Here is a 25,009-nt window from a genome sequence, read left to right as displayed (position 1 = left end):
AACGGATCATCGATTGTACATGAAAATCAAAATAAATTAAGGAAGATATTTTGACGATATTCCCGTTTCGGGAGCATCTGATTGAAATTTGATTTCCGATAGTCAAACGTGCGGTACTGATGTATACTGATATCATGCCCCACTCGAACGATGCCGACCTTTTTAAAAACGCACACGCGCTCCGCGAACCGCTGGCCGCACGGATGAGACCGCGGACGCTCGACGAATACATCGGGCAGGATCACATCGTCGGCAAGGGCAGGCTTTTGAGGCGCGCGATCGCGGCCGATCAGCTTTCGTCGGTTATCTTTTACGGGCCGCCGGGAAGCGGAAAAACGACGCTCGCCCGCGTCATCGCAAATCATACGAAAAGCAATTTTATCACGCTGAACGCCGTGCTCACGGGAGTCGCCGACATCAGAACGGCGATCAAACAGGCCGAAGACTTTTACAGTCTTTACAGCCGCCGCACGATTTTATTCGTTGACGAAGTGCACCGCTGGAACAAAGCGCAGCAGGACGCCCTTCTGCCATGGGTCGAAAACGGTACGATCATTTTAATCGGAGCGACGACCGAAAATCCCTTTTTCGAAGTCAATAAAGCGCTCGTGAGCAGGAGCCGCGTATTTCAACTGAAACCGCTGACAAACGGCGATTTGCGAAAAGCGGCAGAACAGGCGCTCGGCGACAAAGAGCGCGGATACGGTCATTGGAAAGTCGAATTCGAAAAAGGCGCACTCGAACACTTGATCGAAACGGCGAACGGAGACGCGCGCAGTTTGCTGAACGCGCTCGAACTCGCAGTAGAAACGACACCCGAAAAATGGGATGCCGCAGCCTCACCTCCCGTGCCCGCGTGGGGTTCGACGATCTACATAAGCCGCGAAGCCGCCGAAGAATCGATTCAAAAAAAAGTCGTACTCTACGACCGCGACGGCGATTATCACTACGATATCATCAGCGCGTTTATTAAAAGCCTGAGGGGGCGCGATCCCGACGCCGCGATGTATTGGCTCGCGCGCATGGTCGCTGCCGGAGAAGACGCTTCCTTTATCTTCCGGAGGATGCTCATATCGGCCTGCGAAGACACGGGGCTTGCAGATCCGAACGCAGTGAGCATCGTCGCAAGCTGTGCCGACGCATTCGACCGAGTCGGCATGCCCGAGGGGCGCTACTTTCTCGCACATGCGGCGCTCTATCTTTCGACGGCGCCGAAATCGAACAGCAGTATGGCGTTTTTCGATGCGCTCGCATCGGTGGAAAAAGAAGACGCGGAAGTGCCCAATCACTTGCGCGACGGAAACCGCGATGCCGAAGGTTTCGGTCACGGAGAAGGTTACCTCTACCCGCACGCATACCGCGATCACTGGGTCGCACAACAATATTTACCCGACGCTCTCGTCGGCCGCGTCTTTTATACGCCGGGTACGCAGGGCTACGAAAAGACGATACGGGACGACGTACTTTCAAGGCGCGAAATTCAAATCGCTTCGCTCCTCGAACGGGAAGCGCCCTCGGCCGGCGGCGACGAAAGTGCGCAGTATAAAACGGCAGTCGGCACGAATCCCGACTCAGTACATTTTATTAACAATAAAAAAGGCGAACACCTCACCTTCAGCCCCGCAGACGCGGCAAAGGAGACGGCGCTCGACAGAGCCGATAAATCGTGGCGGTCGCGTCTCGACTCGAACCGTGCGGAAGTGCTGCTGGCCGTGCGCGATACGATGACCGAACTTGCAGGCCTTCTCCGTCATCACCGCTCGCTCGTGTGGAACGCGGACGACGGTCTTTTACTGTGGGACGTCGCGCGGAAAACGCCCGAAGGGATGACGTGCGGACTGTGCCGTACCGAAAAGGGAAAAGAAATCCTCGAACAGTACGGAAGGACGCTCGGCGATTTGGATAAACCCGTCCTGCAAGTACTCCCCGAAGGAGCGGGGGGAGATGGCATTACAAGCGAAATCTTTTCCGATGTCGTCCTGCAGTTCGCATATCGGGGCGCCGAATTCGACCGTCTATTTTTCCGAAATCCTTTTATCTCACTCGCATCGATCGAATCCCTAACCTCTTCTCTTTCGTACATGGGGCGAAAAAAAGAGATGCCCTCCCCTGCCGAAAACGAACAGACGGGCGAAGCGGTGTTCGCCGAAGGATGGCTCGCCGTCATCGCACAGCGTATCCCCAAAAGCGCTCAGTATTTGAGCCGCATCGTCGAAACGCAGATACTCACACCCGCAACGATCGGCGCATACGAAGACACGCTTGCAAAAATGAAAGCGGCGGAAGACGAATTTTTCGGCGATACGGAAAACCCGCTTTTCAACTGGGATGCGTCGTCCGTCGTCCGCACATTCGAAAAAAAAGGCTTTACCGTACGAAGCTTATCGCGCCGCTTTGTCGAAAAACGGCGAATCACGGAAGCTGAGCTTGCAAAGTGGTTCGATGCAAAATCGTCCGCATACGGCGCACGGATCGCAGAGGCGCTTTCGTCGAAAGAGCTTGAAAAAATCGTGCGTCTTCTCGAAAGCGCGCGCGAAAATACCGTTTTCGATTGGGAAAGCGAAACCGCATTTTTTACGATAGAGGAAAATAAAGAACGGAAAATACAAGAATGACGCGGAAACAGATAAAAGAGTATTCAATAAAAGACATCGCAGCCCTTTCCGGAATTTCCATTGCAACGCTTTCTCGCTATTTCAACGGACAATCGATACGGAAATCGAACGAAGAGAAAATACGGGCGGTTCTTGAAAAAACAAACTATAAACCGAATATCGCCGCGCGCTTTATGAAAGGGCAGCGGACCGGGATAATCGGATTGATTTTACCGAAGCTGACGCATTATTTTTTTTCAGCCGTTGCCGAAGGGATCATGGAAGAAGCAAGCCGAAACGGTCTGGCCGTTTTGTGCGCATCCTGTCAAGGTTCGGAAAAAGAAGAAAATGAAATTATCGAGCAGTTTTCGCACTCCATTCTCGACGGATTGATTTACATCCCCGTAGCCAGAGCAAAAAACATACCGAGTATCGAGAGCTTTCGGAATCTCCCGCTCGTTATCGCTGCCAGACGAAATCTGTTCCCAAATATACCTCATGTATATCACAACGGAGAAAAAGGCGGCTACCTCGCAACACGCTTTTTGCTTCAAATGGGGAGAAAGCATATCGCATTCGTTGCAAGTTTTTGGAATCCGCCGTGCGAAACGGGAGCCGAACTTCTACAATTTCTCAAGGATCCGTACAGCAGCACCTTTTCTTCGTGCGACAGACTCAGAGGATATATCAAAGCGCTCTCCGAATCGAATATCGAAGTCAATCCGAATTTAATAATCATATCGACCTATTCCGCCGAAAGCGGGAAAAATGCCGCTACCGCCATTCTCGGACAGATGGAATCGTGTACCGGTATTATCCTCATGGATCCGATTATCGCAACGGGATGTACCGAACAGCTACGATCGCAAGGCTTGAATATTCCTAATGACATATCGATCGTCATATTCGATGCAAAGGGTCGCAACGGCGCTTCGCATTTTTCAAAAATAGAACTGCAATTAAAAAAAATGGGAGAAGAATCCGTAAAAGCATTAAAGAATGTCATAGATAATAAATCGGTACACGATATCGCGCTCGATGTAACGCTCGTACCGGATAAAACAACGACCGTTTTGAAAAACAAGTAACCTATATCGCTTGTTTTCCGGACTGAACAATTATTTTACTGCGCGCGATTCCGTTTCTTTTTAATAAAAGAAAAAATTATTAATGCAGTACATAAAAGAAGCCCGATCGCCATCGTACCGGCAGTCGGTATCAATAATAAGACGGCCGCAATAAAACAGAATACGCGGTATGCGGCGGATACGGGCGTTCCCAGCCAACCTTCAATACATACCGCCATCATACACACGGCACAAAACGCGACGACAACAGCTCGAATCGTCGGGAGAACCGATGTACCGAGTATCAAAATACCCGGATGATAGATCAGTATAAACGGAATGATAAACCCCGCGAGGCCGAGCAAAAATGCTTGAAATCCAGTCTTTATCGCATCGGATTCGGCGATTCCCGAAGCGGCATATGCAGCTATCGCAACGGGAGGTGTGATAAACGAAATAATCGCAAAATAAAAAACAAATAGATTTGCTGCAATGGCGGATACGCCCGCTTGAATCAATGCCGGAGAAGCAACTGTTGCCGCGATGACGTATGCAGCCGTCGACGGCAATCCCATTCCGAGAACGATGCATGCGACCATAGTCATAAGCAGCATAAGAAAAAGATGTCCGTGAGAAACATCGAGCACTATCTGCGCAAAACGTACGCCGAGTCCCGTCATACTCACAATGCCGATAACGATACCGGCACAGGCACACGCGGCAGACACGGCAACACTCGAACGCGCGGCACGGATACACATATTTTTAAATTGTTCAAGAGGAAACGTATGTTCGAAAATCACGCTTTTAATAATTCCGATAATCGACACGGAAAGAATCGCAAAGATTGCGCTGTAATTTGCGGAAAACTTACATACCAACAAGCAAATTAATAAAACTGCCAGAGGGACGATATGATACCAGCCCTCTTTTAATATAGCTCCTACCGTACGGAACCGTACGTCGTCTTCCGCTTTGATCCCCATTCTCCCCGCTTCAAGATAAACGGCTACACCGAGACTGATATAATACAGTAAACCGGGAATCAGCGCGGAAATGACAATCGTTGAATACGCAATCCCGGTCATATCCGCCATAACAAAAGCGGCTGCGCCCATAACCGGCGGTAAAATCTGCCCGCCGGTAGATGCAACGGCTTCCACGGCGCCGGCATATTCTTTGCGATACCCGACTTTTTTCATGAGCGGAATCGTAAACGTCCCCGTCGTAACCACATTGGCGACTGCACTGCCGTTGATGGATCCCATCAATGCACTGGACAAAACAGATGCTTCGGCAGGCCCGCCCCGCATCCGCCCCGTCAACGCATACGATATATCGATAAAGAATTTACCGGAACCGAACTGATCGAGCAGTTCACCGAAGATGATATATAAAACGACAAACGAAGCGGCAGCTCCCACAGGCGTTCCGAAGATTCCTTCATTTGTCCAGCACACATAGTTTATAATGTACGGTATATCGTATCCTCTATGCGCTATAATATTGGGAAGATAGGGACCGCTAAAGGCATAAAGCAAAAACACGGCGGCTATAATAGGCAACGCGATCCCTATCGTTTCACGGGCAATTTCCAAAACAAACAACATCAACAGTACACCGAAAACGATATCGCTGAAAGTGATGCCGAAAATTCCTTTTTCCATAAGCGCATCCGTACGGCACTGGAGTACATAATAAATACCGCCCGTACATATAACGACCGCTGCAACGGCAAAAAGTATTCGTCTCAAATCGATTGCCGGATTTTCTTTAAGACGATAGACATACCACAAAAGCATCAATGTAAATACATGCACAACTCGCTGTTGCATTACGCTGACACTCACCGTCAATGTAATGAATATATGAAAAGCACAAATAAAAATCGAAAGTATCAAGATAGTCGCAAAAACGATATCGTTCTTTTGTTTATTTTTTTCCATATTCAGTGCCCCATTGCTTTTGCAAGAAAACTCGGCAAATCGTACGATAGCGCTGCAAGTTTACCGTTGCGCTTCAGGCGGCAATAAAGAAGCGGGAATCGTTAAGCCTTTTTCTCGAAAATATTTTACCGCACCGGCGTGCAGCGGAACGGAAATTTCGTTTATCACCGTATCCCACACGACTTGCTTTTTTACGGAGTTCGTTGCACCGCTCCACTCGTCACGATTTTCCCAAACGGCTTTTGTAATGGCATATACATCGTCTTCCGTCAAAGTGCTTTTCGTCGAAGTCAGCATATTGACGCGGCTTATCGGGACAACGACCGGATATGATACGTTTTCGTATGTTCCCGCCGGAATCGTATAGCGTGTCCAAAACGGAAAATGTTTATAAAAATCGGCATCATCTATCGAAATCATTTTCACCTTTGTCGATGTTGTCAGATCCGTCAAAGCGGCGGATTTCAGCGGATGCGTACAGATAAATGCGTCGATTTTACCGTCTTTCAAAGCGGACACGGCTTCCGATTCGGGAATAAACTGAGGTTTGATATCTTTGTAAGTGATTTTATAATAATCCAGAATCATGCGCGCTGCCATCTCTCCTCCGGAACCTGCCGCACCGACACCGACGGATTTGCCTTTTAAATCTTGGACTTTATGTATCGGACTGCCGTCCTTTGTAAAAATCTGAACATAACTGTAGATGGTACTGAACATAGCACGGAGATCACCGGCTTTTCTCTTTGAAAAATCCCCGAGTCCGTTATATGCCAAATACGCTATTTCGCTTTGCGATATCCCCATCGCAAGCTTTCCGGAAGTCAAATTTCTGATATTTTCTACGGATGCGGCAGTCGCCTCACCCGTACATGCAATACCGGGAACATGTTTGGTAATCGTCGCGGCCATTGCGACTCCCATAGGATACAAGGATCCCGCAGTTCCTGCAGTGCCGATGGAGATTCTCTTCACTTTAGACTGACCGTCGGCAAAAACACCCGTCATCGCTGCGCTGCAAATCAACAACGCACTTAATAATTTTTTCATATAACCTCCTATAAAAAATTTTGCAGAAAACATCAAGTATTCAAAATCACCTGCGTACTATATCAGCCCGTATCGAAGTCATCACTTCAAAAAAATTCGGAAAGGATACAGCAGAACACTCGGCAGTATCGACGACGGTTTCTCCTTCTGCAGCAAGACCGGCGACACTCATCGCCATGACGATGCGATGATCATTATGCCCGCTGATATGCGTACCGTGCAGCCGGGAACGATAAACGGTCAGCGTATCCTCCGTTTCTTCAAGGTGTGCGCCCATTTTTGTTAATTCTTCTTTTATCGATTTCGCCCTATCGGTTTCTTTTAAACGGCAGGCACCGATATTCTTCAGCACCGTTTTTCCCGAAGCCTGTGTTCCGAGTACGGCAAGCGCGGGAACCGCATCGGGAGTACCGGAGCAATCTATTTCTATGCCGTGCAAATCGGCACATCCCTCAACGATGACACCGCCTCTGCCTTCATCGATAACTTCGACATGAGCGCCCATATCTTTTAAAATTTGTACATACGCGGTTTCTCCCGCAAAATCATTGATATCGAGACCCGTAAATCGTACTTTTGAACCCGGCGAAATCGCGGTCGCAACCAGCGGATAACCGGCAGAACCCCAATCTCCCGGCAGCGTATATTCAAACGCATGAAACTTTTGGTTTCCCGGTACGTAGAATTCATCGTAATTGCGATTTTCAACGGTAACACCGGCAATTCGCAGCATACCGATTGTCATATCGACATAGGGATGCTCCAATAGATTTGTTTCATGAATCAGCGCGCCTTTTTCCGTCAAAGCACATGCGCATAAAAACGGTGTCATCCATTGCGAGTTGACACCCGGCATTGAAAATTCTCCGCCTTTGATAGGTCCCCGCACAACAATCGGCGCCGTACCGGAATCGCGCGTCGAAAAAGCGGTACCGCCCATCGAATTGATCGCATCGATCATCGGCTGTGCAGGTCTGTAGCAAATTTGATAGTCGCCGGTAAGAACGCTGTATCCGTCGATAAGACTCGCTACGGCCAATGCAAAATAAAATCCCGTTCCGGAATTTTGCGCGTCGAGCACGCATGCCGGCTGTTTCGGTTTTCCGTCCACGCCGTCGATAATCCATTTTGCATTATCGGACGTATCGATTTCAGCTCCGAGCGCACGCATCATATATACGATCGAATAACTGTCCAAATTATTTAAAGGATTGTATAAAACACTTCTGCCGCTCGCCAGAGAACCGAAAACGATTCCGCGCGCCGTACCGGATTTGTTTCCCGGAATCGCGCTCCGCCCCGACAAAACGGAACGATTGACAACATACTCCATAGGGTATGCCTCCGATAAATTGATAAACGTTTACACTTTACCAACAAGTATACCACATAATATAGCGTTGTCAAGAAAAAAAAATAAAATTATAAAAAAATTTATCACTAAATATCAAATATTATCAATATAATACATAGTAACACGCCTTATTTCCGAAAAAATAAATGATAAACGTTTACATTATCCGGAAAATGGAGATATATTGTATATTTTTCATTTTCACCCCGCGTGCGCTTGCACAAAAAGCGTTCCGAGTACTACATTGTGCGCCATGTCCGAACTCGACATACATGCATTGGAAACGGAACTCAACCCCGAACAGCTACGAGCCGTCATGACAATCGACGGACCGATTTTGATCATCGCCGGAGCAGGAAGCGGCAAAACGCGCGTCATCACGTACTGCATCGCGCACATCCTCGACAAGGGCCTCCCTCAAAGCGCGATCCTTGCGCTGACTTTTACGAATAAAGCCGCGCGCGAACTGCAGTTTACGTCCGACGTGCTCGCCGTTTACAAAATCGCGAACCTCTTTTTAGACATCAAAAATTGGGAGAGACAAACGATATGTACCGCGCGCTCTACGAATCGTACGAGCAGGGATTGAAGCTGCACAACGCGGTCGACTTCGACAATCTCATCATGCTGCCGATCCCGCCTGTTCCATGAACACCCCGACACGCTTGCAAAAATGAAAGCGGCGGAAGACGAATTTTTCGGCGATACGGAAAACCCGCTTTTCAACTGGGATGCGTCGTCCGTCGTCCGCACATTCGAAAACAAAGGCTTTACCGTAAGAAGCTTATCGCGCCGCTTTGTCGAAAAACGGCGGATCACGGAAGCTGAGCTTGCAAAGTGGTTCGATGCAAAATCGTCCGCATACGGCGCACGGATCGCAGAGGCGCTTTTGCCGAAAGAACTTGAAAAAATCGTACGCCTTCTCGAAAGCGCGCGCGAAAACACCGTCTTCGATTGGGAAAGCGAAACCGCATTTTTTACGATAGAGGAAACGTCCTCGTAAAACAAAAAGCGGTGTCCATACACCGCTTTTATTACAAAAAATTAATTATTTTTGATTATTTTTTTTCGGCTGTTTTCTTTGCCGTCGTCTTTTTAGCAACGGTCTTTTTTGCCGGAGTTTTTTTTGCAGCTGTCTTTTTTACCGCAGTCTTTTTAGCGGTCGTTTTTTTAGCCGTCGTCTTGCTTGCGACGGTTTTCTTTGCTGCCGTCTTCTTTGCAACGGGTTTCTTTGCCGTCGCTTTCTTTGCAACGGTTTTGCTCGCAGCCGTTTTTTTCGCGGGTGCCTTTTTTACTGCAGCCTTCTTTGTTGCAGTTTTTGCCGCCGGCTTTTTCGCCGTCGTTTTTTTAGCAACGGTCTTTTTTACCGCTGCTTTTTTCTCAGCCGGTTTTTTTGCTGTGGTTGTCTCCATAGTCAGCTCCTTGTGCTTCTTGCCGGATACTCCGGCGGTTGTTATCTTTGAAGCTTCTCTCTTCCCGACGGGAGGTAAAGCTTTAGAACCTTTTCCGGGTGCGAATTGATTAATAAATAATTCGCTCTTAAACGATGCGCTTATTTTAGCATCATTGAGAAGAAAATACAATGCACGAACAAAGTCCTTCTTCCCTTCCGGTGCATACAATGTTGCCGCAGCGGCAAAGTATATCAAGCTGCTGTCCGACAACTCTTTATTAAACCACTGTATGCCGTCGAAGAAATTATTCCCCGAGAGCAGCGCCGCGTCTTCGCTTTGCACGAAAAGCGCCGCAAGCCCGTAAGCTGCTTTCTTCAAATTATTTAATAATACTGTTTTTTCGGCAAGAGGTGCAAGAGCAAAGACACGCATCAGCTGATGCCTGTCGGGCGCGTTCGCACATCCCGTTCGTTTTATATATTCGGCAAATTTTCGCGCAAAATTGAATTCTTTTGCACAGCCGCACGCGGCGAGCTCCCCGACCGATGCAAGACAAATTAATAATAACGGAATCGATTTTTCGACAGACGCCGCAAATGCGATAAAATCTCCGACGGATTTCGATTTTAATAATTTTTCATAATCGTCTGAGTGCAGGTCGCAAAGAGCGGCATCCGTAACGGACGACACGACGGCGGAAAACATTTTATTAAATTGTCGAAATTGTTTTTCAGGCGGCGCGACTTTAAAACCCGCGTCTTCGGCAAACCGTCGTGCTACGGCGTAGAATGCAAGCGCGGTTTCTCCGACTTCATCCATGAGCGACTGCACTTTATCTGCAAGTGCTTTTTTATCCAAGTACGGCCTGTCCGCAGAATACAGCAGTGATTCCGTTTTCGCAATCAAAAAAATCGCGAAGGCTTCGAGTGGCATATACAATTCCCAGTATTCGATCTCTTCCCAAAGCGTGTCCAAATCTTCTGCGCCTCGACCTGCGAGTGCTTCACACAAAGTGCGGTATTTATGCGTGTCGGTGTCCTTAACCTGACGGATACCCGTATAGACCTGCGATTCGAATCCGTTCAGCGAAATAAACAATCCGTTTTCACGAATGTCGCCGTTTTCGCGTATATAATAGAGCCCCGACCGCTGTTCGCGGAAAATACAGTACGTATCGCGTTCACTGCTGAGATGCAGTCCATCGGCTATAGTCCGCGTTACAAGCTGTCTGTCGTTTTCGCCGCTTCCCGTTTTAACGGCATAGGGCACGGAATCTTTGATCCACCCTGCGGATCTCCCGTACGTATTGTTGTAGACGACGATCGAACATTCTCCGTCCGCACAGTTCGAATAGGCGAATACGTTTTCATCGACGCTGCCTTCGTTCCACAGATCGTAAAATAAAAAATTTTCGACGTCCGCAAAAAGGCGGCGCTTTTTCATAAGCGGGAAAATATCGCGACGATGACGCGCGACGAACCCTTCGTCGGGAACTTCATTCCGATATGCGCGCGTATATTCCATGCCGTACTTTTCTTCGAAACCTTCGATCTGGCCGTGTCCGAACATCGGAAGACCGGGCATCGTAACCATGAGCGTACACACGCCGAAGTATTTGTCGCCCTTACCGAACTGCGCGACGGCGGTTTCTTCGTCGGGATTGTTGACGAAGTTTACAAAGCGTTTGAGCACTTGCGGATCGAAACGCAGCGTATTCTTTATCGTATCGCGGTATTTTTGATTTTCCTCTTTTTTGAGCATGTTCATAAACGCGCTGTTGTAGACACGGTGCATACCGAGCGTACGGACGAAGTAGCCTTCCATCATCCAAAATGCTTCGGCGAGCAAGAGCGTGTCGGGAACTTCGGCTGCGATCCTGTCGACGACTTCTCTCCAAAATTCGTTCGGGATCGCCTGATTGAATTCTTCCGCCGAAAGAGAAGTTTCACTCCGCGTCGCGATGTCCCCTCCGTGCCCCGGCTCAGGGTACCACAGCCGTCTGATGTGTTTTTTTGCGAGCACCATCGCCGCATCGAATCTGATGATCGGAAAATTTTTCGCGACGTTGACGATCTCCCGCATCACTTCTTCTCGCGCAACGGGATTCAAAAAATCGATCTGTGCCGTATCGTTCCACGGAAGACCCGTGCCGTCGTTTCCGTGGTAGATATAGCGCACATCTCCGGTATAGTTGTCGACCCGCTTAAAGATGACGGCGCAGTCCGTTTTCGTATAATAGTGATCTTCGAGATAGATGCCGACCCGCCCGTCGCGCGAAAGATTTTCTCCGTTGAACGTGTAGTGCGGAAAGGGGCAATCCCTTCGCTGAACGAAGAGGTCGGGTTTTTCGACGACCCACTTCGAATCCATACCCGTGTGATTCGGTACCATGTCGGATGCGAGGCGGATGCCGCGCTGCCATAGCCGTGTACGCAGGTTTATGAGCGCATCCCGGCCGCCGATATCGTGCGCGATTTCATAATCATAGAGGCTGTATGCGCTTGCCCCCGCATCCGCATTTCCGTTGATCTGCTTGATGCGCTTACTCGCATAACTCCGCTCCCATAAGCCGATAAGCCAGAGCCCCGTAAAGCCTTCGTCCCGAAGTATGTCGAGCTCTTCGTCGGGTATCTCGTCGAGGCGTGTGATCGCGCGGGAATATTTTTTTGAAAGCTGATCGAGCCACACGAGCACCATCTTTGCAATGAGCACGACGCGCGGCATCCAGGCGCTGTCCGCGCTGAAACGCTCGTATTCTTTTGTGAGATTTTCGTAGCTGTACGGCACCGCTTCGATCTCACCTCCGCCCTGCCACGCAGCTTTTTCTTCTTCCTGCATCGTATCGATGCCGGCGAGCAGGCGCTTGATCATATCCCCGAGCATCGTCCCCCAGTGCAGGCGGATGTAATCGAGCTGCCCTTTAAGGCTTTCGGGACTGTAGACGACGGGTTCTTTCAGCATGGAAATGAGGTCGTGAGCGAAGGGACCGAACGGCGGAAGCAGAGCGAAATGCGTTTTTATACTTTCCCATGACTTTCCATACAACGGGTTTTGAGCGAGTTTCGCATCGTCAAACAAAATCGCGAATTTTTTAAACGCGGGATTTTCGTTTGCAAGGTGCAGGAGTATAAGTTCTTCAAGCGTCTGTTCACGATTTGTCCGCTCGCGATTCACACCTTCGTCGAATGCGGTCTCGGAAAGATACTCTTCGGCGCTCACCGTACCGTTACGAACGGCCGCCGGCGGAAACTCGGCGATAAACGACAAGAGGAGAGCGTCCGTCTGTGCGACTCCGAATTCGTCGTCGAGTTTTGCAAGGAGGGCGCTGAACGAATCCCCTGCCGCATCTCTTCGATACAGCATACACACGTAATGGAAGATTTCATCGATAAGACCCATCGCGTTGAGTTCGCCTGCCGACACGCGCTTTTCGTGTTCGTTTCGTTTATCGAAGTAGGCGTTCAGTTTTTCGACAAAGGTGCGCACTTGATACAGGTCGGAGAAAATTACGTTGCCGGAGGAAGCGAACAGCGTTTCGTTGAAACGGCAGAGGTCTCTGACTTTTTTACTTACATGAAATTCATTGTTCGAAATTTTCACCGCATCTCCGTGTTCGCTTTATCGACGTACACTCGTAAATTATAACACGATATGAGAAAAAAAGGTGATTTTTTTGCTGATTTTTATTGGTACGGCGACTTCAATATCCTTGCCGTAACGAAGAATAATAAGGCGGAAAATTTAATAATACAAGCTGCGCGCGGAAAAACGGAAGCCGCAAAGCACTTAGATGCGGCTCCCGTCCTTTCATCACGTCAAAATTTTATATTGATCGTCTTTGCCGTCATCGGCGTATACCAATTCATCCTGAATTTTCATATCGATCTTTTGACCGGCTGAAAGTGAATCGAAGCTGTGCGGATCCGCGATGATGCGAAGCGAAACGCCGCCCAAGTCGACGCGGCAGTCGTTTTCATCTCCGAGATAGTACATATTTTGAATCGTGCCGGTGAGATCTCCTCCCGACGGAACGATCTTTACGTTTTCCGGACGCAGCGTCAGCACAACTTTGCCCGAAAGATTTCCCGAATACGGAACGCTTTGATTCGTTCCCTCGATCGCAATGCACCCGCCGGATGCCGTTCCTTTGAGGAAGTTCGCTTTTCCGACAAAGTTTGCGACGAATTGATTGACGGGATTGCGGTAGATTTCGAGCGGAGAACCGACTTGCTGTACGACGCCGTTATTTATTAAAAACACGCGGTCGCTCATCGTCATCGCTTCGACTTGATCGTGCGTGACGTAGACGACGGTGATGCCGAGCTTTTTTTGAATATCTTTGATTTCGAAGCGCATACTTTCTCTCAACTTGGCGTCGAGGTTTGAAAGCGGTTCGTCGAGAAGGAGCAGTTTCGGTTCGGCGACGAGGGCTCTTCCGAGTGCCACGCGCTGCTGCTGACCGCCTGAAAGCTGGGACGGCATACGTTTTTCGTATTGACTCAAATGCACGATTTCGAGGATCGCACCGACGCGCTTTTTGATTTCATCTTTTTTCAGCTTTTGAATTTTCAGCGGATAGGCGACGTTATCGAACACGTTCATGTGCGGCCACACCGCGTAGGTTTGAAAGACCATACCGATGCCGCGTTTTTCAGGCGGCACGAAAGTCGTATCGTCCGACACGATTTTTCCGGCGATCGAAATCGAACCGGTCGAAGGTTTTCTGAAGCCCGCTATCATACGTAAAAGCGTCGTTTTGCCGCAGCCCGAAGGACCGAGCAGCGTTATGAACTCTCCGTCTTTTATCTCCGCGTTGAACGTATCGATGACCGTTTCATCGTCGTATACTTTCGTTACGTTTTTAATACTCACCGTTGACATAATTTCTCCTAAACTATCCTAACTTATAAATAAAAATTTCGCAGGGCTTGCGGCGACCTGCGCCCCGCGCGCTCGAAGCTAAATCGAAAATTTGCCCTTTGTCAATTTATTCAGCACCGTATTCATGACAATGACGATCGCGAGGATCGCCGTTGCAAGCGCCGACGCCGTCTGCTGACTGTGGAAAGTCTGATACGTAAACAATTCCACGCCGAGCGTTTTCGTACTGTTCGAATACAAAAGCGTCGACATCGTCAGCTCGTAAAAGCACGGCATAAAGATGAGAAACCAGCCGGCGACGACCGAAGGGCTTATAAGCGGCAGCACGATGTCTTTTAAGCGCTGCACCCAGCCCGCGCCTGCGATTTGAGCGGCGCTTTCGAGCGACGGGCTTATCTGCGTAAAAGCGGATACGACGGTGCGCATCCCCATCATCATGTATTTGATCATGTACGCGATAACCATGATGCCTATCGTATTGTAGATGTTGATGCGGAATTTGCCGGTCATCGTCATGATGAGCGCAAGGGCGATGACGACGCTCGGAGTGCCGCTTCCGACCGTTATTAAAAAGTCCGGAATTTCGCGCCCCTTCGCTTCGGTACGTTTTAAAAGCCACGCCATAACGACGCTGACGAGCATACCGAAAGTCGCGGCAAGGAAAGCATAAGTGATGCTGTTTTTAAACGAGTTTAAAATCGATTTGCGCGAAAAGATGATTTTCCAATAACGCCACGTGATATTGTTTTCGGCGAACACGTCTTTGCCCATGTTCATCGTAACCGACGTGGAAATGACCGTCCAAAACGGAATGACGACGACGAGGATCGCAAAGAGTACGACGAGGATCGTAACGGGTATTCTCCATCTTCCCAAATCGACGATGGACGGATGCGTCGATTTTCCCGACACGGTGATGTACTCTTTTTTTCCGACGATGAAATTCGACACGTACAAAATTATCAAAGCGACCGCCATGAGAAAGACGGCGAGGCACGTCGCATGAGTGAGTCCTTCATCGTTTCCGATCTGCACGTAATCGATGATGCGCGTCGTCACCGTATATATCTGTCCCGGCGCTCCGATGATCGACGGAATGCCGTAGCACGAAGCGGCTGCGACGAATACGAGCAAAGCTGCGGCGATGAGGCTCGGAAGCGCGAGCGGGATCGTAACGGTAAAAAGCGTTTTCAGCGGAGACGCTCCCGATATGCGGGACGCTTCTTCGAGCGACGGATCCATTTTTTCCATAGCGCGCGAAATCGTGATAAACGCATAAGGATAATAAAACGTCGTCAACACCCATACCATGCCGCCGACCGTGTAGATGTTGAACGGATTCTGCGACAAGTGAAAAATTTTTGCGAGGACGACGTTCATCGTACCGACGGTCGGGTTCAAAAGCCTGAGCCACGCCATCGCTCCGACATAGGGCGGCACCATATAGGTCATGACGAAGACGGTACGGAATATTTTTTTACCGTAGAGATTCGTGCGTCCGACAAGCCACGCGAGCGGAAACGAAAGCAGTACGCCGAAGATCATCGTGAGCGTCGCCGCGACGAGCGTCGTCTTTAAGCACGTCCAGTTGAGCGCGTATGAGTAGATGTTTTTAAATCCTTCGAGCGAAAAACGTCCGTCGATGAACATGGAGCGGACAAGCAGGTAGACAAGCGGTAGCACTTGAAAGATGATCAGGAATCCCACAATCAAAAAGATGATCACCCATTTGTAATCGAAATACAGTTTTTTTTGACTTTCCAATTTACTTTCCTATAGGATACGGTATTGCAGAAAATATCAATTTTCGAAAATACCGTATCGGTGCGCGTGAGTGCACACGTACATCAGCGAGTTTTCGAAAGAAAACTCGAAATTAAAAGTGCCGCGCCATTTGAGCGGCGCTTTTAAACTTTCCTTAAATGCGACATCGCAGGAAGTATCAACTTCCGAAGATGGCGCATTCGTGCGCGTGAGCGCACACGTACATCAGCGAGTTTTCGAAAGAAAACTCGAAGTTAAAAGTGCCGCGCCATTTGAGCGGCACTTTTAAACTTTCCTTGAAATGCGACATCGCAGGAAGTATCAACTTCCGGAGATGGCGCATTCGTGCGCGTGAGCGCAAAAATAAAAGCGCGCACAAAGCATGCCGCTTCGTGCGCAGTTCGGAATCGATAATTATTTATTTTTTTTGATCGTGACGTGCTCTTCGAATGCCGTGCGGATCGAATCGCGCTCTTTGTAGCATTTTTCCCAATCGATCGGGATCGTCTTCGCGTACGCTTCTTTGTTCGGGATGGAATCGTAGGGAACGTAATCGACATCGCCCCTGACCGAATGCATCCAGCCGTCCACCATGCACTGCTGTCCGTCTTTGCCGAGCAGCCAGTCGGTCACCGCTTCGCACGCTTTGATGTTGTTGTTCGCACACCATTTTTCGTTGACCGTCATAACCGTCGACGGGATGCACAATACTCCGTCTTCGGGGTAGATGACCGCAAGCTTCGAACCCTCTTCCTGCCGTTTTTTCAATACGGATTCTTCGAGTATCATGATCTCTTTGCATTCACCGGTTTCGAGCTTGGTGAGCGCGACGGAGCCGGATTCGATGGCGACGCGCTGTTTTCCGAGGCCGACAAAATAATCTTCGCCGTATGCGTCGAGGAGACCGACGATCGAAGCCATAGCCGTGCCCGACGTGAGCGGGTTCGACATGGAACTGTAGCCGGTAAGGCGCGGATCGAGCGCGAAATCTTTGAGCGTCGTCGGAATGTCGCTTGTAGAATATTTTTCGGGATTGTAGGCGAGAACCATCGTACAGATGCGTACCGGATACCATGCGCCCTCTTTATCGTATTCGAACGAAAGTGCGCTCGCTTCCGGCGACATATAATTGTGCAGCATACCGTTTTCTTTTAATTCGAGCGAATAAGCGGGTTCGGCGACCATCATCATATCGCAGCCGAGTTTGCCGCTGTCTTTTTCCGCAGCGATTTTGGCTTGGATCTTTCCGGTACCGCCGTAAAAGAATTCCACTTCGAGGTGCGGAAATTGCGCTTTGAGCTTTTGGCTGACCGCATCTATAACGTCTTCGTACATCGACGTATAGATAACGACTTTACCGGTTACGTCGCTTGCAGCTGCCTTTTTATCGGCTTTTTTACATCCGACGAAGACCAGCGCAAACAATACGAGTACCCCTGCCAACTTTTTCATAAAATCCTCCATCATAAGAAAAACCGAATTGACGACATATCGATGATTGAATATCCTTTCGGTTCCGATCAATACTTTGATTATATCACGATATTTTCAAAACGCAAGAAAAAAATTTATTCGTGCGAAGGATTTAACACCCCTACGCTGTGCCGCGCAACACGGATTGCTGCCGGAGCCGTTTCAAAAGTCACTCGGTTTTTCGGCATCCCGTCGAAACGCCCTCCCCCTGTATATAAATTTCTTGACGCTTGCTCCGCTCCGTTAGTATTTTTATAGTATAAAGAATACATTATGAAAGCCGGACTTTTCGGTCTGTTTTGTATTCTTCAGATATTTTTACAGGTGACAGTACATGGGTGAATCGGAAAAAGAAAAAACGGAAAACGAAGCGTCTCTGAACGGTAAGGCACACGCCGGAACGCCGCCGAAAGACAAAGCGCACGACGGTGCAACGCAGAAAAGCGGCGGAAAAAACAGCGCAGACTGTAAACCGTCTGAAAAGGCGGACGCCTGCGCAGCCGAAACAGCGGCGAAAAAATCGGACAAAAAATCCTCGTCGGAAGGATCCTGCGGGGATGCGGTTTCCAAACTTAAAACGCAAATCGAAACGCTCAAAAAAGAAAACGCCGATTTGAAAGATCAAGTGTTGCGCCGTGCGGCCGATTTCGACAATTATCGCAAGCGTATGCTGAAAGAAAAGCAGGACGTATTCGACTACGCAAACGAAAATCTTTTGCACGATCTGCTCGAAAGCCTCGACAATTTCGACCGTGCGACAGACGCGGCGGCGAACGCGAAAGACGTCAAATCGATCGCCGACGGCGTAAAGATGATAAACGCGTCGCTCGTCAAAATGCTCGAAGACAAATACAATCTGTCGAGCTACGGGACACCCGGCGATGTCTTCGATCCCGACGAACACGAAGCGATCGGAAGCGTACAGGGTGCTGTTGCCGAACCGGTTTTAAAAGAAGTATATTTAAAGGGATATAAGTTAAAAGACAGGATTATCAGACACGCAAAAGTTATGGTGACAATGCCCGACGGTTCGGTTCAATCGGACGAAAAAGCCGGACAGAAATCCGATTCGAAATAATTGAGGAGATATTGAAATGGGAAAAATTATCGGTATTGATTTAGGAACAACGAATTCATGCGTCGCCGTTATGGAAAACGGCGAACCGGTCGTCATTCAGAATTCGGAGGGCGGCAGAACCACTCCGTCCATCGTCGGCTTTACGTCGAAGGGCGACCGCATCGTCGGGCTTCCGGCAAAAAACCAAATGGTGACGAACCCGAAAAATACGGTGTATTCCATCAAGCGCCTCATCGGGCACCGCTTTTCCGAATTGAAGGGAGAAGCGACGAAGCTGCCGTATAAAGTCATCGACCACGGTGAAGACGTAAGAGTCGAAATCGAACAGAACGGCGAAAAAAAGCAGTACAGCCCGCAGGAGATCAGCGCTTTCATTTTGCAAAAGATGAAAAAGACGGCGGAGGATTACCTCGGTCAGCCGGTGACGGAAGCGGTCATCACGGTGCCCGCGTATTTCAACGACGCGCAGCGCCAGGCGACAAAGGATGCCGGCAAAATCGCAGGTCTTGACGTCAAGCGGATCATCAACGAACCGACTGCAGCTTCTCTCGCCTTCGGTTTCAATAAAGATTCGAGCAAAGAAAAGACGATCGCCGTCTACGATTTGGGCGGCGGTACTTTCGATATTTCCATCCTCGAACTCGGCAACGGCGTCTTCGAAGTCAAATCGACGAACGGCAATACGCAGCTCGGCGGCGACGACTGGGACAGGCGAGTCATCAACTGGCTCGTAGACGAGTTTAAAAAAGATACCGGCGGCATCGATCTGTCGAACGACGCTATGGCGATGCAGCGCTTGCGCGAAGCTGCGGAAAACGCAAAGATCCAGCTTTCGTCGCAGACGACGGCGGACATCAATCTGCCCTTTATCACCGCAGATGCGTCCGGTCCGAAGCATTTGCAAAAAACGCTGACGCGGGCGCAGTTTGAAGCGATGACGGCGGACTTGCTCGACGCGACGAAAGAGCCGTGCAAAAAAGCGATGAGCGATGCGGGCATTACGCCGGATAAAATCGATGAAGTGTTGCTCGTCGGCGGTTCGAGCCGTATGCCGAAAGTGCAGGAAGTCGTCAAAGCGATTTTCGGAAAAGAAGGCAACCGCTCGGTAAACCCCGATGAAGCGGTCGCGGTAGGGGCGGCGATCCAGGGCGGCGTTTTGGGCGGAGACGTAAAGGACGTGCTCCTCCTCGATGTAACGCCTCTTTCGCTCGGCATTGAAACGATGGGCGGCGTCTTTACGAAGCTCATCCCGCGCAATACGACGATCCCGACGAAAAAGAGCCAAATCTTTTCGACGGCGGCCGACGGACAGACGGCGGTATCGATTCACGTACTGCAGGGCGAACGCGAGATGGCGGCGCAAAACCGCACGCTCGGCAATTTCGACCTCGTCGGCATCCCTGCCGCTCCTCGCGGAGTACCGCAGATCGAAGTTACTTTCGACATCGATGCGAACGGTATCGTCCACGTCAGCGCAAAGGATTTGGGCACGGGTAAAGAGCAGCACATCCAGATCACTTCATCGAGCGGCTTGAGCGAAGAAGAGATCAACCGCATGGTAAAAGATGCGGAAGCGAACGCCGCCGCCGATAAAGCCAAACGCGAAAGCGTCGATGCGCGAAACGATGCGGACAGCCTTATCTACGCGACGGAAAAGACGCTGAAAGATTTGGGCGACAAAGTAAACGCTGCGGACAAGCAGGCGATCGACGATGCCGTTGCGGCGCTGAAAAAAGCGCTCGAAGGCGACAACGTCGAAGAGATCAAGTCGAAAACGGAAGCGCTCAAGCAGGCGTCCTACAAGATCGCCGAAGAAGTGTACAAACAACAAGCCGCACAGCAGCAGGGCGCGGGAGGCCAAGCCCAAAGCGGCGGTGCAGGCCACGATCAGGGCGCCTCGCAGTCCGGCGGTTTCGATAAAGGCAAAGCCGACGACGCCGAATACGAAGTGCACGACGACAAATAAAACACATATCGAGCTTCGGCGATTTTGCGAAGTCCGGTATGTTGCAACGGATATGAGTGCCGCAGGCGTTGTATCCGGCGGCTCCCGTAAGGCGTGAAAACACCTCCGTACGATTGCGTCGGAGGTGTTTTTTATGCTATAGTTTTTTTTAATAGGGCATCTCTGAAAATTGCAGTTTTCAGAGACGGTTTTGCCCAATATTGATTTTTGGCAGAAGATATGGCGGAAAAACGTGATTATTACGAAGTGCTCGGAGTCGAAAAAAGCGCTTCGCTCGACGAAATTAAAAAGGCGTACCGTAAACTTGCGATAAAATATCATCCCGACAGAAACCCGGGCGATAAAGCGGCCGAAGAAAAATTCAAAGAAGCGACGGAAGCCTACGAAGTGCTTTCCGACGACAAAAAGCGTCCCCTTTACGATCAATACGGTTTTGCAGGCGTCGACGGCGCGGCATCCGGCGGGGCGCAATATTCTCACGCGTTTCACGATTTCAGCGATCTTTTCGGCGGCATGGGCGGCGGCTTCGGCGACATATTCGAAAACATCTTCGGCGGCGGATTCTCATCTTCGCACAGAACTTCCGACGGGCATGCTCAGGGCGCGACGCTCCGCTACGATTTGGAAATATCATTTAAAGCTGCGGTATTCGGTACGAAAGCCGAAATCCGCTTTACGCATAATGAAGTCTGCGAGACCTGTCACGGCACGGGCGGCGCTGCCGGCTCAAGCCGCAAAACTTGTCCCTCGTGTCAGGGAACGGGTCAGATCAGGCGAAGTTCGGGATTTTTTGCAATGCAGCAAACCTGCCCGACGTGCCGCGGAACGGGAACGATCATCGACAAGCCGTGTTCCGTATGTCACGGGTCGGGCGTGCAGGAAAAAAATAAAATGATGACGCTGACGATCCCCGCAGGCGTCGACAACGGCAAGCGTATCGACATCCCCCATCAGGGAGATGCGGGACAAAACGGCGGCCCGGCGGGGGACTTGATCGTCGTCATCCACGTCGCCGAAGACCGCTTTTTCGAGCGTTCGGGGCAGGATCTCTACTGCGCCGTCCCGATCACGATGGCACAGGCATCCCTCGGTGCCGAGATAACGATACCGCTCCTCGACGACAAGCGCGTGAGCGTCAAAGTGCCTGCTGGAACGTCGAACGGCAAACTCTTACGTATCAAGGGCGAAGGCGTACCGTACACGGGCACGTCCCGCCGCGGAGACCTCTACGTTAAAATCGTCGTGCAGGTGCCCTCGCGTTTGAGCGCACAGCAAAAGGCGCTCCTCGAACAATACCTCGCACTCGAAAATCCGACGACGTCTCCGGCTCTCATTCCGCTCGAATCGCTGAGTCGATAGCAGTTCGATTTCGTAAAGCGTGCGGTTTTCGAAAAGGATGGGTTTACACCCGACACCTTGCATTTGCAATCGATTGGTTTTATAATGGCGCTATGATAACGAAAATCCTCTCCGTCGGCGGATCGATCATCGCCCCGGATAAACCTGATGTCGAATTCCTGAACAGCTTTATCGCAATGGCGCGCGCGTGGCTCGGTAAAGAGCAGGGACGACGCCTCATATTCGTTTCGGGAGGCGGCGCGCCCGCCCGCATCTATCAAAGCGCCTACAGAGACGTGCTCGAAAAATCGGTCGGAAAAATGCAGGACGATGCGGCCGACCGGATCGGTATCATGGCGACTAAGCTCAATGCCGAGCTTTTAAAAGCCTGCTGCGGCGAGCTGTGCCTCGACGATGTCGTCTCCGATCCGACAGCGGATATATCGTTCACCGGAAAAATTCTCGTCGCGTCGGGATGGAAGCCGGGCTTTTCGACGGATAATGATGCCGTACTGCTCGCCGAAAAATTCGGCGCGGACACGGTCGTCAATCTTTCGAATATCGAAAAAGTGTACACCGACGATCCTCGCACCAATCCGGATGCAAAGCCCATCGATACGATCTCATGGAAAGACTTCCGAAAAATCGTCGGCGATACGTGGACGCCGGGGAAGAACGTGCCTTTCGATCCGATCGCAAGCAAAAAAGCCGCTTCTCTTTCTTTGACGGTGATTTGCGCATCCGGAAAAAACATCGAAAATATAAAAAATATCCTCGACGGCAAAAGCTTTATCGGAACGAAGATTGCAGACTGAAACGGCGATCGTACGGAACAGCCGTGCCCGTCACGCTTGAAAACGGATACGTTTGCGCAAGTGGACGTAATTCGCTAAAATACATATACTGAACAAACAGAGTGAAAGATCATTCCGACAGATATACGAAAAAAGGAGCCTCGCCGAATTATGGAAAAGAATGCCGCGCCCATTAAGACTGGGATAAACGATGCAACCGGGAAAAAGCTGTTTTCGATCCGTAAAAAATTAATTATTGTTTTCGGCGGTCTGATCGCCCTAGCCATATTGATCGAAAGCGTTCTTGCGATTCATACCGCGCGTAAAGCGGTCATCGAAAAAGTAGAAGCGCATCTCACCGACAAGGCTATCGACACGACTGAAATCGTCGACGGCAGAATAAATGCTCTCTTCCAATTTCTCGAAGGCATAGCGCGCATACCCGCACTGTACGATTCTTCCTATTCATACGCGGAACGAGTCGCATTGTTAAAAAAAGAAGCGGCGCAAAACGCTTCCATCGTCGAACTCGATATAAGCGATCCGCGGGGAACGTTTTATTATGACGGCGGTACCGTCCAAGTTGCCGACAGAATCTGGTTTCAAAACGCGCTTTCGGGAAAAGATTTTATTTCCGAACCGTATATCGAACGGGCAAATCATACGCTCGTCATTACGGTCGCCGTTCCGATCTACGATGAAGGCGAAAACATCTGCGGCGTTTTGTCCGCCGACATTTCCGGTCTCCAACTGCGGGATAATATCAAAGATATCGTCATCGGACAAACGGGAAACTGCTATATTATCGGTCCGACGGGAACATCCATCGCCGACCAGGATGCCGAACTTGTAACGCAAATGTCCAACGCTTCCGAAGAGGCAAAAACCGATCCCTCACTGGTTTCCATCGGAACATTTGAATCCAAAGCCATAGCTTCGGCGGAACCTGTCATAGGTTCGTATACATACGAAGGCGTTTCAAAAGTCGCGGCAGCCGCAAAGATGCATACGGCGGACTGGACGGTCGTTATCAACGCTCCGCATGAAGAATTTATGGGAGAAGTGAATGCATTGAGCCGTTGGATGCTTATCATCGGCATACTCATTTTAATTACGGTATTCGGTATTATTTATTTTATCGCTACGCAAATGGTCAAACCCGTTCGGCTCGCGGCAAACGCTTTGAAAGATATCGCACAGGGTGAAGGAGATTTGACCGTGCGCTTGCCGATCAGCGGCAACGACGAAGTGACGGACGTATGCAAATACTTTAACGAAACGATCGAAAAGATCGGCTCGTCCATACGTACCGTCGATACGAACAGCGATACGATGACCGATATCGGAAACGACCTCGCATCGAACATGACCGAGACCGCGAGCGCCGTTCACGAAATCAGCGCGAATATCGACGGCGTAAAACAACAGACGCTGACGCAAAGCGCAAGCGTTACCGAAACGGCGGCAACGATCGAAGAGATCATCCGGACGATAAGACAGCTGAACAGCAGCATCGAAGCACAGGCGGCGAGCGTTACTCAGTCTTCCGCATCGGTGGAAGAGATGGTTGCGAACATCGCTACGATCGGACAAACGCTCGACAGAACCGATGAAGCCATAAAAAATCTCGCAGCCGCCACCGGCGAGGGCAAAGGTACGCTTGTAACATCGAACGACATAGCGCAAAAAATCACCGAAGAATCCGGTTCTCTCATGGAAGCGTCGAGCGTCATTCAGCATATTGCAAGTCAAACGAACCTGCTCGCCATGAATGCCGCCATCGAAGCGGCCCATGCGGGCGAAGCGGGAAGGGGCTTTGCCGTCGTCGCCGATGAAATCCGCAAACTTGCCGAAGATTCGGCGACTCAGGGAAAAGCGATAACGTCGACGCTGAAAACGCTCTCCGGAGAGATCGAAACGCTTTCGACGTCTTCCAAAACCGTCGAAGAAAAATTCAATGCGATTTTCAACTTAGCCGAACAGGTTAAAGACATGAGTACCCGCCTCACCGAAGCGATGAAAGAACAGGAAAACGGCAGCAAAGAAGTGCTCGGCGCAATTAAAAAAATCACCGCGGTCACAATGGAAGTTCAGACGGGTTCCGAAGAGATGCTCAAAGGCGGTGAAGGCGTCGCACGGGAAATACACAAGCTCGACGATTTGACGCGCATCATTACCGACAGCATGAACGAGATGGCTACGGGCGCCGTGGAAATCAATAAAGCCGTACAGGAAGTAAGTACGCTCACACAAAAGAACAAACAGAGTATCGACAATTTGGCGCGTGAAGTCGGGAAGTTTAAGATATAG

Annotated in this window: 15 protein-coding genes and 1 pseudogene; 8 read left to right on the top strand and 8 right to left on the bottom strand. The window is 50.0% G+C overall.

All coding sequences use genetic code 11. From position 1 onward, the window contains the following. The first annotated feature begins 134 nt into the window (after positions 1 to 134). Together JSQ97_RS05800 and JSQ97_RS05795 are read left to right on the top strand one after the other, a co-directional pair. Complete coding sequence (locus JSQ97_RS05800) at positions 135 to 2,615, top strand: AAA family ATPase (protein WP_205075185.1); 2,481 nt, start codon at positions 135 to 137, stop codon at positions 2,613 to 2,615. Next, positions 2,612 to 3,682: a LacI family DNA-binding transcriptional regulator gene (locus tag JSQ97_RS05795; protein ID WP_205075184.1), complete on the top strand. Its 1,071-nt coding sequence runs from the start codon at positions 2,612 to 2,614 to the stop codon at positions 3,680 to 3,682. Before JSQ97_RS05800 ends, JSQ97_RS05795 begins: the two co-directional genes overlap by 4 nt. 35 nt (positions 3,683 to 3,717) lie before the next feature. Here the strand turns inward: JSQ97_RS05795 and JSQ97_RS05790 are convergent, their stop codons facing one another. Genes JSQ97_RS05790 through aroA form a run of 3 tightly spaced genes read right to left on the bottom strand, consistent with a single transcriptional unit; the run spans position 3,718 to position 7,990 of the window. After that, positions 3,718 to 5,607: a TRAP transporter permease gene (locus JSQ97_RS05790; protein WP_205075183.1), complete on the bottom strand. Its 1,890-nt coding sequence runs from the start codon at positions 5,605 to 5,607 to the stop codon at positions 3,718 to 3,720. 60 nt (positions 5,608 to 5,667) lie between these two features. Beyond that, positions 5,668 to 6,657 (bottom strand): TAXI family TRAP transporter solute-binding subunit, encoded by a 990-nt coding sequence (locus JSQ97_RS05785; RefSeq protein WP_205075182.1) that lies wholly within the window; start codon positions 6,655 to 6,657, stop codon positions 5,668 to 5,670. A gap of 46 nt (positions 6,658 to 6,703) precedes the next feature. Next, positions 6,704 to 7,990, bottom strand: coding sequence for a 3-phosphoshikimate 1-carboxyvinyltransferase (aroA, locus tag JSQ97_RS05780; RefSeq protein ID WP_205075181.1), 1,287 nt, complete (start codon positions 7,988 to 7,990; stop codon positions 6,704 to 6,706). Positions 7,991 to 8,264: 274 nt separating this feature from the next. Between aroA and JSQ97_RS13220 the strand changes: the two are divergent. Then, positions 8,265 to 8,741, top strand: a pseudogene (locus JSQ97_RS13220) (UvrD-helicase domain-containing protein); the annotation flags it as partial. Between the two features lie 328 nt (positions 8,742 to 9,069). On the opposite strand, the gene JSQ97_RS05765 reads toward JSQ97_RS13220, so the two are convergent. The 5 genes from JSQ97_RS05765 to JSQ97_RS05750 form a co-directional block, all read right to left on the bottom strand. Then, the gene (locus JSQ97_RS05765; protein WP_205075179.1) at positions 9,070 to 13,005 is read right to left on the bottom strand and encodes a histone H1-like repetitive region-containing protein; all 3,936 of its coding nucleotides are present in this window, start codon (positions 13,003 to 13,005) and stop codon (positions 9,070 to 9,072) included. A 210-nt stretch (positions 13,006 to 13,215) separates the two neighbouring features. Continuing rightward, positions 13,216 to 14,286 (bottom strand): ABC transporter ATP-binding protein, encoded by a 1,071-nt coding sequence (locus JSQ97_RS05760; protein WP_205075178.1) that lies wholly within the window; start codon positions 14,284 to 14,286, stop codon positions 13,216 to 13,218. Positions 14,287 to 14,364: 78 nt separating this feature from the next. After that, positions 14,365 to 16,050: an ABC transporter permease gene (locus tag JSQ97_RS05755; protein ID WP_205075177.1), complete on the bottom strand. Its 1,686-nt coding sequence runs from the start codon at positions 16,048 to 16,050 to the stop codon at positions 14,365 to 14,367. A 178-nt stretch (positions 16,051 to 16,228) separates the two neighbouring features. Next, positions 16,229 to 16,360: a hypothetical protein gene (locus JSQ97_RS13060; protein ID WP_255519636.1), complete on the bottom strand. Its 132-nt coding sequence runs from the start codon at positions 16,358 to 16,360 to the stop codon at positions 16,229 to 16,231. A gap of 104 nt (positions 16,361 to 16,464) precedes the next feature. Then, on the bottom strand, positions 16,465 to 17,502 hold the full coding sequence (locus tag JSQ97_RS05750; protein ID WP_205075176.1) for an ABC transporter substrate-binding protein: 1,038 nt from the start codon (positions 17,500 to 17,502) through the stop codon (positions 16,465 to 16,467). A 355-nt stretch (positions 17,503 to 17,857) separates the two neighbouring features. Between JSQ97_RS05750 and JSQ97_RS05745 the strand changes: the two genes are divergently transcribed. The 5 genes from JSQ97_RS05745 to JSQ97_RS05725 all read left to right on the top strand — a co-directional run bounded on the left by JSQ97_RS05745 (position 17,858) and on the right by JSQ97_RS05725 (position 25,009). Further along, positions 17,858 to 18,601 carry a nucleotide exchange factor GrpE gene (locus JSQ97_RS05745; RefSeq protein WP_205075175.1) on the top strand — a complete coding sequence of 248 codons (744 nt, stop codon included), beginning with the start codon at positions 17,858 to 17,860 and terminating at the stop codon, positions 18,599 to 18,601. Between the two features lie 16 nt (positions 18,602 to 18,617). Continuing rightward, positions 18,618 to 20,567, top strand: coding sequence for a molecular chaperone DnaK (dnaK, locus tag JSQ97_RS05740; protein ID WP_205075174.1), 1,950 nt, complete (start codon positions 18,618 to 18,620; stop codon positions 20,565 to 20,567). Between the two features lie 219 nt (positions 20,568 to 20,786). Continuing rightward, positions 20,787 to 21,926, top strand: coding sequence for a molecular chaperone DnaJ (gene dnaJ, locus JSQ97_RS05735; protein ID WP_205075173.1), 1,140 nt, complete (start codon positions 20,787 to 20,789; stop codon positions 21,924 to 21,926). A 95-nt stretch (positions 21,927 to 22,021) separates the two neighbouring features. Further along, positions 22,022 to 22,720, top strand: a complete 699-nt coding sequence (gene pyrH, locus JSQ97_RS05730; RefSeq protein ID WP_370586936.1) for a UMP kinase — start codon at positions 22,022 to 22,024, stop codon at positions 22,718 to 22,720. A gap of 150 nt (positions 22,721 to 22,870) precedes the next feature. Then, positions 22,871 to 25,009 (top strand): methyl-accepting chemotaxis protein, encoded by a 2,139-nt coding sequence (locus JSQ97_RS05725; protein ID WP_205075172.1) that lies wholly within the window; start codon positions 22,871 to 22,873, stop codon positions 25,007 to 25,009.

The organism is Treponema sp. Marseille-Q4523 (assembly GCF_016901105.1).
GTDB lineage: Bacteria > Spirochaetota > Spirochaetia > Treponematales > Treponemataceae > Treponema_D.
This window is presented reverse-complemented; position numbering and strand designations above follow the sequence as displayed.

Coding starts and splice junctions, on each gene's coding strand:
- JSQ97_RS05800 (WP_205075185.1), top strand. CDS start 135: ATGCCCCACTCGAACGATGCCGACCTTTTTAAAAACGCACACGCGCTC.
- JSQ97_RS05795 (WP_205075184.1), top strand. CDS start 2,612: ATGACGCGGAAACAGATAAAAGAGTATTCAATAAAAGACATCGCAGCC.
- JSQ97_RS05790 (WP_205075183.1), bottom strand. CDS start 5,607: ATGGAAAAAAATAAACAAAAGAACGATATCGTTTTTGCGACTATCTTG.
- JSQ97_RS05785 (WP_205075182.1), bottom strand. CDS start 6,657: ATGAAAAAATTATTAAGTGCGTTGTTGATTTGCAGCGCAGCGATGACG.
- aroA (WP_205075181.1), bottom strand. CDS start 7,990: ATGGAGTATGTTGTCAATCGTTCCGTTTTGTCGGGGCGGAGCGCGATT.
- JSQ97_RS05760 (WP_205075178.1), bottom strand. CDS start 14,286: ATGTCAACGGTGAGTATTAAAAACGTAACGAAAGTATACGACGATGAA.
- JSQ97_RS13060 (WP_255519636.1), bottom strand. CDS start 16,360: ATGTCGCATTTCAAGGAAAGTTTAAAAGTGCCGCTCAAATGGCGCGGC.
- JSQ97_RS05750 (WP_205075176.1), bottom strand. CDS start 17,502: ATGAAAAAGTTGGCAGGGGTACTCGTATTGTTTGCGCTGGTCTTCGTC.
- JSQ97_RS05745 (WP_205075175.1), top strand. CDS start 17,858: ATGGGTGAATCGGAAAAAGAAAAAACGGAAAACGAAGCGTCTCTGAAC.
- dnaK (WP_205075174.1), top strand. CDS start 18,618: ATGGGAAAAATTATCGGTATTGATTTAGGAACAACGAATTCATGCGTC.
- dnaJ (WP_205075173.1), top strand. CDS start 20,787: ATGGCGGAAAAACGTGATTATTACGAAGTGCTCGGAGTCGAAAAAAGC.
- JSQ97_RS05725 (WP_205075172.1), top strand. CDS start 22,871: ATGGAAAAGAATGCCGCGCCCATTAAGACTGGGATAAACGATGCAACC.